13 protein-coding genes are annotated in these 12,159 nt (G+C 68.0%); 7 read left to right on the forward strand and 6 right to left on the reverse strand.

All coding sequences use genetic code 11. The features are described 5' to 3' along the window. Positions 1-9: 9 nt before the first annotated feature. A complete protein-coding gene (locus WV31_RS13920; protein ID WP_085374137.1) occupies positions 10-1,596 on the forward strand; it encodes a peptide chain release factor 3 in 1,587 nt (528 codons plus the stop codon). An 89-nt stretch (positions 1,597-1,685) separates the two neighbouring features. Here the strand turns inward: WV31_RS13920 and WV31_RS13925 are convergent, their stop codons facing one another. After that, positions 1,686-2,447, reverse strand: a complete 762-nt coding sequence (locus tag WV31_RS13925) for a class I SAM-dependent methyltransferase (protein ID WP_442915452.1) — start codon at positions 2,445-2,447, stop codon at positions 1,686-1,688. A 67-nt stretch (positions 2,448-2,514) separates the two neighbouring features. Here WV31_RS13925 and gloB point away from each other — a divergent pair, with 67 nt between their 5' ends. Next, the gene (gene gloB / locus WV31_RS13930) at positions 2,515-3,288 is read left to right on the forward strand and encodes a hydroxyacylglutathione hydrolase (RefSeq protein ID WP_085374138.1); all 774 of its coding nucleotides are present in this window, start codon (positions 2,515-2,517) and stop codon (positions 3,286-3,288) included. 4 nt (positions 3,289-3,292) lie between these two features. Here gloB and ccoG read toward each other — a convergent pair whose 3' ends face one another. Further along, complete coding sequence (gene ccoG, locus WV31_RS13935) at positions 3,293-4,738, reverse strand: cytochrome c oxidase accessory protein CcoG (RefSeq protein ID WP_085374139.1); 1,446 nt, start codon at positions 4,736-4,738, stop codon at positions 3,293-3,295. Between the two features lie 198 nt (positions 4,739-4,936). Between ccoG and WV31_RS13940 the strand changes: the two genes are divergently transcribed. Further along, a complete protein-coding gene (locus WV31_RS13940) occupies positions 4,937-5,668 on the forward strand; it encodes a metalloendopeptidase (RefSeq protein ID WP_085374140.1) in 732 nt (243 codons plus the stop codon). A 154-nt stretch (positions 5,669-5,822) separates the two neighbouring features. Here WV31_RS13940 and WV31_RS13945 read toward each other — a convergent pair whose 3' ends face one another. Together WV31_RS13945 and WV31_RS13950 are read right to left on the reverse strand one after the other, a co-directional pair. Continuing rightward, entirely contained in the window at positions 5,823-6,230 is a 408-nt protein-coding gene (locus WV31_RS13945) for a bacteriohemerythrin (RefSeq protein ID WP_085374141.1), read from the reverse strand. Between the two features lie 49 nt (positions 6,231-6,279). Then, positions 6,280-7,047, reverse strand: coding sequence for a DODA-type extradiol aromatic ring-opening family dioxygenase (locus WV31_RS13950; RefSeq protein WP_085374142.1), 768 nt, complete (start codon positions 7,045-7,047; stop codon positions 6,280-6,282). A 91-nt stretch (positions 7,048-7,138) separates the two neighbouring features. Between WV31_RS13950 and WV31_RS13955 the strand changes: the two genes are divergently transcribed. After that, positions 7,139-8,068, forward strand: coding sequence for a LysR family transcriptional regulator (locus WV31_RS13955; RefSeq protein WP_085374143.1), 930 nt, complete (start codon positions 7,139-7,141; stop codon positions 8,066-8,068). Here WV31_RS13955 and WV31_RS21705 read toward each other — a convergent pair. Then, positions 8,046-8,231 (reverse strand): hypothetical protein, encoded by a 186-nt coding sequence (locus WV31_RS21705; RefSeq protein WP_145980872.1) that lies wholly within the window; start codon positions 8,229-8,231, stop codon positions 8,046-8,048. The two genes, WV31_RS13955 and WV31_RS21705, sit on opposite strands and share 23 nt — an antisense overlap. A gap of 167 nt (positions 8,232-8,398) precedes the next feature. Between WV31_RS21705 and WV31_RS13960 the strand changes: the two genes are divergently transcribed. Continuing rightward, positions 8,399-9,064 carry an SPOR domain-containing protein gene (locus tag WV31_RS13960; RefSeq protein WP_237051296.1) on the forward strand — a complete coding sequence of 222 codons (666 nt, stop codon included), beginning with the start codon at positions 8,399-8,401 and terminating at the stop codon, positions 9,062-9,064. On the opposite strand, the gene WV31_RS13965 is transcribed toward WV31_RS13960, so the two are convergent. After that, positions 9,061-10,032: a glycosyltransferase family 2 protein gene (locus WV31_RS13965; protein WP_085374145.1), complete on the reverse strand. Its 972-nt coding sequence runs from the start codon at positions 10,030-10,032 to the stop codon at positions 9,061-9,063. The genes WV31_RS13960 and WV31_RS13965 overlap by 4 nt on opposite strands. A gap of 160 nt (positions 10,033-10,192) precedes the next feature. On the opposite strand from WV31_RS13965, the gene WV31_RS13970 reads away from it, so the two are divergent. Together WV31_RS13970 and WV31_RS13975 are read left to right on the forward strand one after the other, a co-directional pair. Continuing rightward, a complete protein-coding gene (locus WV31_RS13970; protein ID WP_085374146.1) occupies positions 10,193-10,552 on the forward strand; it encodes a copper resistance CopC family protein in 360 nt (119 codons plus the stop codon). Positions 10,553-10,565: 13 nt separating this feature from the next. After that, positions 10,566-12,155, forward strand: a complete 1,590-nt coding sequence (locus WV31_RS13975) for a copper resistance D family protein (protein WP_085374147.1) — start codon at positions 10,566-10,568, stop codon at positions 12,153-12,155. Positions 12,156-12,159 lie beyond the last annotated feature (4 nt).

The raw sequence follows: 12,159 nt of genomic DNA on the forward strand, positions 1-12,159 counted from the left end.
CCCAGCCCCATGAGCACTCTCGATCAAGCCATCGCGCTTAGGCGCACCTTCGCCATCATCTCCCACCCGGACGCCGGCAAGACCACGCTGACGGAAAAGCTGCTGATGTTCGGCGGCGCCATTCAGATGGCCGGCGCGGTGCGCGCGCGCGGCGAGCAGCGCCGCACCCGGTCCGACTGGATGGCCATCGAGAAGGAGCGCGGCATCTCGGTGTCGGCCTCGGTGATGAGCTTCGAGTATTCGGGGCTAAGCTTCAACCTGCTGGACACCCCCGGCCACGAGGACTTTTCCGAGGACACCTACCGCACGCTGACCGCCGTGGACTCGGCCGTCATGGTGCTGGACGCCGCCAAGGGCATCGAGACCCAGACGCTGAAGCTGTTCGAGGTCTGCCGCCTGCGTGACGTGCCCATCATCACCTTCGTCAACAAGGTGGACCGCGAGGGCCGCGAGACCTTCGACCTGCTGCACGAGGTGGAGAAGACCCTGGCGCTGGACGTCTGCCCCGTCACCTGGCCCATCGGCATGGGCCGCGACCTCAAGGGCGTCTACGATCTGGTCAACGACCGGGTCATCATGTTCGATCCCGGCCGTGGCGACCACATCGCCGAGATCGCCGTGGACGCGCCGCTGGACAGCCCCAAGCTGGACGAGACGCTGGGCAAGGCCGCCGCCGACCGCCTGCGCGAAGAGGTGGAACTGGTCAGGGGCGGCTATCCCGAATTCGACCTGGAATCCTTCCGTGCCGGTCACCTGACCCCGGTGTTCTTCGGCAGCGCCCTGAAGACCTTCGGCGTGGCGGAACTCCTGAAGGGCATCGGCCAGCTGGCGCCGTCGCCGGTGGCGCGTCCCACCGACAAGCGGGTGGTGGAGCCGGGTGAGGCCAAGGTCAGCGGCTTCGTCTTCAAGGTCCAGGCCAACATGGACCCCAACCACCGCGACCGCATCGCCTTCTTCCGCATCTGCTCGGGCCGCTTCAAGCGCGGCATGAAGGTCAAGCATGTCCGTTCCGGCAAGGTGATGGCCCTGGTCAATCCGGTGTTCTTCCTGGCGAGAGACCGCGAGCTGGCGGAAGAGGCCTTTCCCGGCGACATCATGGGCATTCCCAACCACGGCCAGCTGCGCATCGGCGACACGCTCTCCGAGTCCGAGGATTTCAACTTCCTGGGCATTCCCACCTTCGCGCCGGAAGTGCTGCAGCGGGTGCGCCTCGACGACCCCATGAAGGCCAAGCAGCTGAAGAAGGCCCTGGAGGATCTGGCCGAGGAGGGCGTCTCCCAGGTGTTCAAGCCCTTGGACGGCTCCACCTGGATCGTCGGCGTGGTGGGACCGCTGCAGTTCGACGTGCTGACCACCCGCATCCAGTCGGAATACGGTATCAAGGCCGGGTTCGAGGACGGCGGCTTCGTCACCGCGCGCTGGATCGCCTGCGACGACGAGGCGGAGCTGAAGCGCTTCATGAACGCCAACAAGTCCAACATGGCCGAGGACCGTGACGGCGCCCTGGTGTATCTCGCCCGCAATTCCTGGCAGTTGGGCCGCGCCCAGCAGGATTTCGAGAAGATCCGCTTCACCGCCACGCGCGAGCAGCACTGAGGGGCATTGCGGGGCTGCTGCCCCGGTCCCCGCTTGGAGGAAACCTCCAAACCTCCCTTTGATTCATAAATCCAAATGGGCTCGGCCGATCACTCCATCACCCGCGAGAAGCCTTCCGCCACCGGCAGGTAGGAGCGGCGCTTGCCTTTTGCCTCGCGCACCGCCGAACCGGCATAGATCTGCTTGGCGGCCTCGACGATGATCACGCCGCCGAAGGTCTCGAACCAGCGCTGGCCGATGCGCTCCACCGCCGGCGCCGAGCGCAGCAGCATGCGCGACGTGGTCGGCGGCAGGAACAGGGCCGAGGCGCTGTGGATGGGGGTGAACATGTTGTCGCGCAGCAGGCGGTTCAGCTGGCCCATGGTGTAGGGCCGCCCGTTGCCGAAGGGGGTGCGCTCCAGCCGCGCCCAGATGCCGCGCCGGTTAGGCGCCACCACCACCAGCCGCCCGCCGTCGGCCAGCACCCGCCAGGCCTCGCGCATCATGGCGCGCACCTGCTCGGTGGCCTCCAGGGCGTGGACCATCAGCAGCCGGTCGATGGAACGGTCGGGCAGCGGCAGGTCGGTCTCGTCCACCAGGGCGGTCAGGCCGGGGCCTTCGGGGGGCCAGGGCAGCACGCCCTGGCTGGCCGGCATGGCGGCGATCACCCGCTCGGCATCGGCCAGGAAGATGCGCAGGTAAGGGGTGGCGAAGCCCAGGCCCAGCACCCGCTGGCCGCTGACGTCGGGCCACAGCGCGCGCAGCTGCCGACGGATCAGCCGCTGGGCGCTCTGGCCCAGGCTGTCGCCGTAGAAGTCGCGCAGATCGACCACGTCGGTCCACATGGCGGGATAGGACAGGTCTCCGTTCATGGCTCAAGGATAGGCGTTTTGGCCGGTTGGTGCTACAACCGGAGCACAAGGACAAGGCGAGGCGAACATGGCCAAGATCGTCGTCGAGCAGATTCCGGTGTTGGCGGACAATTACGTCTATCTGGCCCACGAGCCGCTGGGCGGGGCCACGGCGGCCGTCGACCCGGCGGTGGCCGAGCCGGTGCTGGAGCGTCTGGCGGAAAAGGGCTGGACACTCACCCACATCCTCAACACCCACCATCACGGCGACCATACCGGGGCCAACCTGGAGCTGGCGCGGCAAACGGGGTGCGCCATCGTCGGCGCCGCCCGGGATTCCGAACGCATCCCCGGCATCACCCAGGAGGTGTCCGAAGGCGAGACCTTCATGCTGGGCCACGCCGCCGTCACCGTGCTGGAGGTGCCGGGCCACACCTCGGGCCATATCGCCTTCTGGTTTGCCGACAGCCATGTGCTGTTTTGCGGCGACACCCTGTTCTCGCTGGGCTGCGGCCGGCTGTTCGAGGGGACGGCCGAGGAGATGTGGACCAGCTTGAAGAAGCTGCGCGACCTGCCGCCCGACACCATCGCCTGTCCCGCCCATGAATACACGGCGTCCAACGGCCGCTTCGCCCGTCTGGTGGAGCGCGACAACCAGGCGCTGAAGGCCCGCCTCGACGAGGTGGAGCGCCTGCGGGCCGGCAACCGGCCGACCGTGCCGGTCCGCCTCTCCGACGAGCGCGCCGCCAACCCCTTCCTGCGGGCCGACACCGCCGGCGTGGCCAAGGCGGTGGGCATGGAGCCGGGAACCGATCCGGTCCGTGTCTTCGCCGAGCTGCGGCGGCGCAAGGACGTGTTCTGAGGCGTTACTTCTCCGGCCCGGCGAAGATGGTGTTGGTGCGCACCTCGCGGCTTGATCCGTTCAGCACGAAGGTCACCGGCATGCTCTTGGACGCCGCTTTGTCGGCGGGAATGGTGACGTAAAGCCGGAAATCGCCCACCGAATCGCGGGGCACCCGCAACTCGGCGGCGGCTGTGTTGCTTGCCCCGCCCACCACCGAGATGGTGGCTTCGGGGACGCCGTCCAGGCGCACGGTGAAGGTGCGGTCCTCGGCCTTCATGTTCAGCACCTTGTAGGCGTAGCCGTTGCGGATGGCGCCGTCCGACATCTGCACGAACAGCGGCGAGCGCTCGTGCAGCACGTTGACGTCCACGTCGGGCCGGGTGGTGAGGCGGAACAGCATCACCGCCAGCACCACGGCCATGATGCCGCCATAGATCAGGGTGCGCGGACGGATGATGCGCAATGCCCCGGACTTGCCGCAGCTGCGCGATTCGATGTTGTGGGTGGAATCGTAGGAGATCAGGCCCCTGGGCAGGCCGTAGCGGTCCATCACCTGATTGCAGGCGTCGATGCACAGTGCGCAGCCGATGCAGGCCAGCTGGTTGCCCTGGCGGATGTCGATGCCGGTGGGGCAGGCCTGGACGCAGGAGCGGCAATCGACGCAATGGCCGCGTCCCTCGAAGCTCTGGCCCTTGCGCGCCGGGCCGCCCGGCTCGCCCCGCCAGGCCTCGTAGGTGACGATCAGCGAATGCTCGTCGAACATGGCCGACTGGAAGCGGGAATAGGGACAGAGATAGACGCAGACCCTTTCCCGGGCATAGCCGGCCAGCAGGAAGCAGAAGCCGCCCAGGATGGCGATGAAGGCGTAGACCGGCGGATTGGCGTTGCCGGTGAAGATGTCCTTCAGCATCTCGAAGGCGTCGCCGAACCACAGGGTGAAGCCGATGCCGCAGGCCGCCGAGAGGACCACCCAGATCAGGTTGATCACCGCCTTCTTGGCCAGCTTGGTCCCCGACATGGGCTGGCGCTCGAAGGCGATGCGCTGGCTGCGGTCGCCGATCACCAGCCGCTCCACCGCCACGAACAGGTCGGTGTAGACCGTCTGCCAGCAGATGAAGCCGCACCAGACGCGTCCCGCCACCGCGCTCATCAGGAACAGCAGGATGGCCGACAGCAGCAGGATGCCGGTCAGGTAATAGATCTCCTGCGGCCAGATCTCGATGAACAGCATGTAGGCCCGCCGGCCGGGCATATCGATCAGGATGGCCTGATCGGGCGCCCCCGGCCCCCGGTCCCAGCGCAGGAACGGCCCCAGGTGCCACCAGGCCAGGGTCAGGACCATGGCCCACCATTTCAGCGAGCGGAAGGTGCCGCTGACGGCGCGGGGCTGGGCCTTGCCGGTCTCCATGTAGAGCGGAACCTCGCCCTTGTGCAGCGGCAAGGCCGGTACGGCAGGCTTGGCGTCCATGGCGGGGCTCTCCGGAATTTATATTAGGGGCGCACTATATTAAAATTGTCCTGAATTGTCTTGGGGCGAATCGCGCATGGAGGGGTTGCGGCCCGATGTCGACCCCTTGTTGGCCGATCGCCGGACCGCCCACAAAATATGGTTTGCTCCCCGAGTCCGCTTTTGACAGAATCGCCCATTCCTGCGGGGTAGGGGTTCATGGACGTTCAGAGACTCGCCAAGGTGCTGGCGCTTGCCGCTTCCGACAACGATGCCGAGGCGCTGCACGCGCTGCGCACCGCCGGGCGGCTGCTGGAGGCGGCCGGGCTGGACTTCGTCGCCCTGGCGTCGCGGCTGGCCGAGGGCGGGCCGGTGGTCAGCGCCACCCGGCTGGAGGATCTGGAAGATACCGTCTTCGACCTGCGCAACGAAATCCGCCATCTGCGCTCCGAGAACGAGAAGCTGCGCCAGGGCGGGCCAGTGGCCGGGACTGGAGCGGCCGCCGGTGGCCTGGCCGCCGCCGCCCAGGACGTGGCCCAGTCCATCCGCCTGAAGGCGGAACTGGACGAGCTGCGCGAAACCCTGGGGGCCGAAAAGCGCCGCGCCGACGCCGCCCAGGCGGCCGAGCGCACCTTGCACGCCGATCTCGTCCAGGCGGCCGAACTGGCCGAACGCCTGGGGGCCCAGTTCGAGTCCCTGAAGGGCCGCGCCGACCGGCTGGAGGCCGAGAACCGCCGCCTCGGCCTGGTGGCCGCCGCCTTGAAGGCGGAGCTGGACGAGCGCATCGCCGACCAGAGCCATCCCCTGCCGCCTTCCTTGCCGACGGTGACCTCGCCGGCTCCGGCCCCCGTGGTCCGGGCCGATCCCGCCCCGCGCCGCGCCAGCGCTCCGCCGCCCGCCGCCCGCCGGGGCAAGGCGGGCGCGCCGGTCAACCAGTACGCCCTGTTCTGACGCGGCACCCGGCGTTCAGACCGCTCGGCCCTTGATGTCATCCCGAGCGAAGTCGAGGGATCTCCGCCTGGACCGGCGGTGCCGTCTTATGGAAAGCCGTGCCAGGATGAGATCCCTCCGCCCAAGGGCGTCGGGATGACATGAAGGCCGGCGTTCAGACCGCCGGGTGGTTCTCGGCGAAGGGGCGGTAGCGCAGATCCTTGCCGATGATGTGGCGCATCAGCCATTTGGACAGGAAGTCCAGGGTCTCGGACGCGGTCACCGAGGCCGGGTTGTCGAGATGGCGGGCGCGCATCTCCAGCACCTCCTTGACCATGGCGCGGTGCACCGCCTGATGCTCCTCCAGGTCGGGATAGGCGCAGGCCGCCAGCAGCTTCTCCTCCTCGGCGAAGTGATAGCGGGTGTAGTCCAGCAGGTCGGCCAGGACGCTGTCCACGGTGCTGGTGGCGTCGCCGCTCATGGCGTCGAACACCTGGTTGATCAGCTCGACCAGCTTCTTGTGATGCTCGTCCATGCGGGCGATGCCGACGCTTAAGTTCTCCGTCCACTGCAGATAGGCCATGCCGGGTCCCCTGTTTTAACTTTGATCAAGTCTAGCATGGCCGGGGCGGCTACCGGAACCCAAAGGCATCCATGGCCAGCACGCCGGAATCCACGTCCCGGTGCAGGCGCCGGGCCTCGCCGTGGGCGGCGGCGCCCAGGGCGACGAAGAAGGGCAGGATGTGTTCCTCGGTGGGGTGGTTGCGTTCGGCATGGGGGGCGCGGGCGCGGTAGTCCAGCAGCGCGGCCACGTCGCCCCGTTCCGCCGTTGCGGCCAGCCAGTCCGTGAACTCGGCCACTTCGGGCTCCACTTCGGCCTCGACCTTGCGGCGGTAATAATCCTCGAGATTATGGGTGGCGGCGCCCGAGCCGATCACCAGCACGCCCTCGGCCGCCAGCGGGGCGAGGCGGCGTCCCAGGAAGTAGTGGTGCGCCGCTCCCGCCCGGGGCTGGACCGACAGCGGCACCACCGGCACGTCGGCCTCGGGCCACATCAGGCTCATCACCGACCAGATGGAATGGTCGATGCCGGCGCCGGGGTCGCGGCGGCAGGTCTCGCCCAGCCGGCCGGCGGCCCGCGCCGCCACCTCCGGCGCGCCGCAGGGCGCGTAGTCCAGCTGGTAGAGTTCCGGCGGAAAGCCGTAGATGTCGTTGATCTTGTCCGGCCAGGCGGCGAAGCCGACCACCGGTTCCGGCGTCTGCCAGTGGGCCGAGACGGCGATGACCGCCGGCGGCTTCGGCATGGTCCGCCCCAGCTCCATCAGGAAACGGCGGGTGGGGGTGTCCTCCAGCACCATCATGGGCGAGCCGTGGGACAGGAACAGGGTGGTGAAGTCCATGGTCTTTCCTCCAATGGGGAAAGAATAAGCTTTTCCAGCGGCCGGCAACAATGCAGGATGATTTAAACACATTGTTGCCTGGGAGGCATCTGTGGCGCCCCGTTTCGAGACCATCATCGCCTTCGTCCGGGTGGCGGAAACCGGCAGCTTCTCCGAGGCGGCGCGGCGTCTGGGCCTGTCGAAGTCCATGATCAGCCGCCAGGTTTCGGCATTGGAGGCCGATCTGGGGGTGCGGCTGCTGCACCGGACCACCCGCTCGCTGTCGCCCACCGAGGCCGGGCGGGCCTATCTGGAGCGCTGCCAGCGCATCCTGGCCGATCTGGACGAGGCCAATCTGCTGGTCAGCCATCTCCAGGCGGTGCCGCGCGGCCGGCTTCGGGTCAGCGCGCCCTTGTCCTTCGGCATCGGCCACCTGTCCGCCTGCCTGCCCGGCTTTCTCGAGCGCTATCCCGAGATCGAGCTGGAAATGGGCTTCACCGACCGCCACGTGGATCTGGTGGAGGAAGGCTGGGATGTGGCGGTGCGCATCGGGCGGCTGGCGGATTCCTCGCTGATCGTGCGCCGTCTCGCCCCCATCCGCCGCCTGGCGGCGGCCTCGCCCGCCTATCTCGCCCGGCGGGGCATGCCGTCCCGCCCCGAGGATCTGGACGGCCACGACTGCCTGACCCATGCCAACGCCGTCCATTCCGAATGGCGCTTCGTCGGCGATGACGGCAAGCCGCAGCAGGTGGAGGTTCGGGGGCGCTTTCATGCCGACAACGGCGACGTGCTGCGGGCCATGGCCCTGGCGGGACTGGGAATTGTGCTGCTGCCCAGCTTCTTTCTCGGCGACGACATCCGCGCCGGGACTCTGGTGCCGTTGCTGGAGCGCTACGTGCCGCTGGATTCATCGCTCAACGCGGTCTATCCCCATGGCCGCCACCTGTCGCCCAAGGTGCGCGCCTTCGTGGATCATCTGGCGGGGACGTTCGGACCCGAGCCCTATTGGGATCGCGGCATCACGGTACCAGCCGCCACGTGACCCCCTCGGCGGCGGGAGGGCTGGGCATGGGTGCGGCCGGAGCGCAGCGCGCCGCCATGGCCGCGACCCAGGCGGCGGTCAGGGACGACAGGGCGGCGAAGGGCGCCCGGGCCCCGTCGAGAACTTCCAACAGCGTCGCCCAGTCGGTAAGGTCTATGCGCATGATATCGTCCATGGACGTCGAGCCGATACGGTGATTGCCTGATGAACACTACCCCTTGGAACGGATGCGCTTCTGTGAAGTCCTACGCAAAAGGCGAAAATTTTCGACGTCTTGCGGCGATCGCGCTTCTGGCCCTTGTGGCGGCCTGTTCGCCGGCGCCCGAGCCCATGCAGACCATCCGCGATCACTATTTCTACGGCGGCCTGGCGGCATTCCACGAGGACATGCACGCCGAAGCCGCCCGCCAGTGGCAGCGCGCCGCCGAACTGGGCGACCACGAGGCGGCCCGCAATCTGGGCCATCTCTACCGCCAGGGGCTGGGGGTGGAGGCCGACGGCCACATCGCCGCCGCCTGGTATCAGGTGGCCGCCGACGGGGGCGTGATCAGCGCCGATTACAATCTGGGCATGCTTTACCTGCGCGGCGGGCCGGGATTGCCCCCGGACAAGGAACAGGGCATGGCCCGGCTGGGCAAGGCCGCCGCCGCCGGCTATATCCCGGCCAAGGTCGAGTTGGAACGTCTGGCGGCGCTGCCGCCGTCGGAACCGCCCGTTGCCGCACCGCCTGCCTCCGCTCCTGCGGCGGTGGAGGCGGCGGCGTCCGCTCCGGTTCCGGCCCGCATGCAGATCGGCTCGTACCGCACCAGGGCGGCGGCCGAGCAGGACTGGAAGCGCCTGCGCCTCAAGACCCTGAAGCCCGAGATCATCGCCAATACGGTCGAGGGTCAGGGCCGCTGGTACCGGCTGGTGGCGGTGGGCCCGGCCGAGGCCATCGACGCCTTCTGCGGCAGCGCGGCGGCCAAGGGCATGTCCTGCTGGTCGAGGAAGCGCTAGGCGTCCTTGTCCCCGCCCGGCTCGTAGAGCTGGCGGACGATGAACAGCGGGCGGCCCTTGACCTCGTCGAACACCCGGCCGAGATAGTCGCCGATGATGCCCAGCGTCAGCAGCTGGATGCCGCCCAGGAACAGCACCGACATCAGGATGGATTCGTAGCCGGGCACGTCGACGCCCCAGATCATGGTGCGGATCAGGCGGAAGACGATGTAGAGGAAGGCCAGCGACGACACCACCGCGCCCACTCCGCCCCAGACCCGGAGCGGGAAGTTGGAGAACGAGGTCAACCCGTCGAAGGCGAAGCGCAACAGCTTCCACGGCGTGAACTTGGTGGTGCCCGCCGCCCGCTCGCCCTGGGTGTAGACGATGGCGGCCTGGCGGTAGCCCACCCAGGCGAAGATGCCCTTCATGAAGCGCGAGCGCTCGGGCATGCTGTTGATGGTGTCCACCACCTTGCGGTCCATCAGACGGAAATCGCCCACCTCGCGCGGCAGGTGCACGTCCGAGAGATGGTCGAACACCCAGTAGAAGCCCTTGGCGAACAGCTTTTCCGAGGTGCTTTGGCCGGTACGGGCGTCGCGCCGGGCGAACACCACCTCGAAACCCTCGCGCCATTTGGCCAGCATGTCGGCGATGGCCTCGGGCGGGTGCTGCAGGTCGGCGTCCATGGGCACCACCGCCTGGCCGAGGGAGTGGAACAGTCCGGCCGACAGGGCCTTCTCCTTGCCGAAATTGCGCGACAGGTCGATGATTCTGAGGCGGCCCTCGCCCTTTTGCGCCTCCAGCAGCCGCTCCAGGGTGTTGTCCTTGGAGCCGTCGTTGATGCAGATCACCTCGAAGGTGACGCCGAGCGCATCCAGCGCCGGCATCAGCCGGGCGAACAGCAGGGCGACGTTTTCCCCTTCGTTGTAACAGGGGATGACCACCGACAGGGTGGGGGGCGAAATCGGTCGCGAATTCGCGGTCATGGGCGTGTGTCCGAAAAAGATCGTTTGTCCAAGAATGTCACCATGGGGACGTGGGAGCAACGCAGCTTTGCAGGCGATATTCATGTTGCGCACTTGCCTGAAGCGCTTGTCCATGGCACGGTCCCGCCGATACTTTCGACCATTCCGGGGCCTTTGTCCGATGATCCGATCCGTGCTGTTTGCCCTGATGGTGGCCGTGGGGCTGTTGGGGGCCGCCGAGGCCCGTGCCCATGCCGTCCTGGTGGAATCCACGCCCCCCGCCGATGCCGAGGTGGTGGGCGCCAAGGTGGAGTTCCACCTGCGCTACAACAGCCGCATCGACGCCAAGCGGTCGCGCCTGTCGCTGAAGGGGCCGGGCGGCTCCCGGACCCTGCTCCCGGTCCAGGGCGCCAACGAGGCCGAGCTGGTCGCCCGCGCCGAGGGGCTGGCCCCCGGCCGCTATATCCTGTTCTGGGACGTGCTGTCGGTGGACGGCCATGTCAGCCGCGGTCAGGTGCCCTTCCTGACCATCGCACCTTGAGGGGCGCGCCGCCATGCTGACCACCCTGCCTCCCGACATTCTCGCCTTCTTCGCCGTCATCCTGCGCGGTCTGCAACTGACCGCCCAGTCGGTGGTGCTGGGCGGCGTGCTGTTCCTGCTGGGCTTCACCCGGCCGCTGGCGCCCCGGCTGGGGCGCTGCGTCATGGCCATGGAACGCACCGGCCTGGCCTGGACCGCCAAGGGCGGCTTCGCCCTGGTGGTGGTGGCGGGGCTGTCCATCTTCGCCAATCTGGCCCAGTTGGTGGCCGGTCTGGAGATTCACGCCCACGACGCCTTGGGCGCCGATTTCGTCCAGTGGAACATCATCATGGCGGTGGCCGCCCTGGCCCTGGCGGTGACGGCGCGCATGGCGGCCAATCCCGCCCAGCTTTCGTCGCTGGCCCTGCTGGCGGTGGTGGTTCTGGGCGCCTCGGTGATGTCCAGCCATGCCTTCGCCCGGGTGGAGGAGCGCGAGTACTACATCCTGGCCGACGCCCTGCATCAGGCCGGCGCCTCCCTGTGGATCGGCGGCATCCCCTTCATGCTGCTGGCGCTGTCCCATGTGACGGCGTCGAAGGATCGCCTGATGGTGGGCATGCGCTTCTCGCACCTGTTCACCGGGGCGGTGGGGCTGCTGCTGGTGGGCGCGGCCATGCTGGCCTGGGGCTACATCGCCACGCCGGGCGCGCTGATCGGCACCGCCTACGGCATCATGACCGGGGCCAAGATCACCCTGCTGGCGGTGCTTTTGTTCCTGGCGGCCATGAACCGCAAGTCCACCCGCTCGGAGGCCGAGGACAAGGGGCAGTTCCGCCTGCGCCGCTTCGCCGAGGTGGAGATCGGCATCGGCATCACCGTGCTGATGATCGCCGCTTCCATGGCCTCGCAGCCGCCGGCCGCCGACCAGACCCAGCACCAGGCCACGATCATGGAGATCGTCGAGCGCATGGCGCCGACCCGGCCGCCGCGTCTGGTCAGCCCCGATTACGCCACCCTCACCCAGGTGGGCATGGAGCGCTCGGCCGCCACGGAAGTGGCCGACAAGATGTGGTCTGAATTCAACCACAACTGGGCCGGCCTCTTCGTGCTGGCCATGGGGCTGGGCGCCATGGCCAACCGCATGGGGGTGGGGCCGGCCCGGCACTGGCCGCTGCTGTTCCTGGTGATCGGCGGCGCCATCATCATCCGCTCGGACCCGGAAAGCTGGCCCATCGGCCCCAAGGGCTTCTTCGAGGCCCTGGCCGACCCCGAGGTGTTCCAGCACCGGGTGGTGGGCCTGCTGCTGTTTCCCTTCGGCCTGTTCGAATGGGCGGTGCGGACCGGACGCCTGAAATCCGAGCGCGCCGCCCTGATCTTCCCCATCCTGTGCGCGGTGGGGGCCGGGCTGCTGCTGGTCCACAACCACACGCTGACCGATGTCAAGGAGCGCTTCCTGATCGAGTTCAGCCACATCCCCATGGGATTGTTCGGCGTGATGTCGGGCTGGCTGCGCTGGCTGGAGATTCGGGGCGACGGCAGGGCCAAGCGGGTGGCCGGCCTTTTGTGGCCCATCTGCTTTTCCATGGTCGGGCTGCTGCTGATCTTCTATCGCGAGCTTCCTTAGCCTA

Origin of the sequence: Magnetospirillum sp. ME-1 (assembly GCF_002105535.1) — a bacterium.
Lineage (GTDB): Bacteria > Pseudomonadota > Alphaproteobacteria > Rhodospirillales > Magnetospirillaceae > Phaeospirillum.

Excerpts from the sequence above, each read along its gene's own strand:
- WV31_RS13945 (WP_085374141.1), bottom strand. The coding sequence starts at position 6,230 with ATGGCCTATCTGCAGTGGACGGAGAACTTAAGCGTCGGCATCGCCCGC.
- WV31_RS13965 (WP_085374145.1), bottom strand. The coding sequence starts at position 10,032 with ATGACCGCGAATTCGCGACCGATTTCGCCCCCCACCCTGTCGGTGGTC.
- WV31_RS13950 (WP_085374142.1), bottom strand. The coding sequence starts at position 7,047 with ATGGACTTCACCACCCTGTTCCTGTCCCACGGCTCGCCCATGATGGTG.
- WV31_RS13975 (WP_085374147.1), top strand. The coding sequence starts at position 10,566 with ATGCTGACCACCCTGCCTCCCGACATTCTCGCCTTCTTCGCCGTCATC.
- WV31_RS13960 (WP_237051296.1), top strand. The coding sequence starts at position 8,399 with ATGCAGACCATCCGCGATCACTATTTCTACGGCGGCCTGGCGGCATTC.
- WV31_RS13940 (WP_085374140.1), top strand. The coding sequence starts at position 4,937 with ATGGACGTTCAGAGACTCGCCAAGGTGCTGGCGCTTGCCGCTTCCGAC.
- WV31_RS13925 (WP_442915452.1), bottom strand. The coding sequence starts at position 2,447 with ATGAACGGAGACCTGTCCTATCCCGCCATGTGGACCGACGTGGTCGAT.
- WV31_RS13920 (WP_085374137.1), top strand. The coding sequence starts at position 10 with ATGAGCACTCTCGATCAAGCCATCGCGCTTAGGCGCACCTTCGCCATC.
- WV31_RS13970 (WP_085374146.1), top strand. The coding sequence starts at position 10,193 with ATGATCCGATCCGTGCTGTTTGCCCTGATGGTGGCCGTGGGGCTGTTG.
- gloB (WP_085374138.1), top strand. The coding sequence starts at position 2,515 with ATGGCCAAGATCGTCGTCGAGCAGATTCCGGTGTTGGCGGACAATTAC.
- WV31_RS21705 (WP_145980872.1), bottom strand. The coding sequence starts at position 8,231 with ATGCGCATAGACCTTACCGACTGGGCGACGCTGTTGGAAGTTCTCGAC.
- ccoG (WP_085374139.1), bottom strand. The coding sequence starts at position 4,738 with ATGGACGCCAAGCCTGCCGTACCGGCCTTGCCGCTGCACAAGGGCGAG.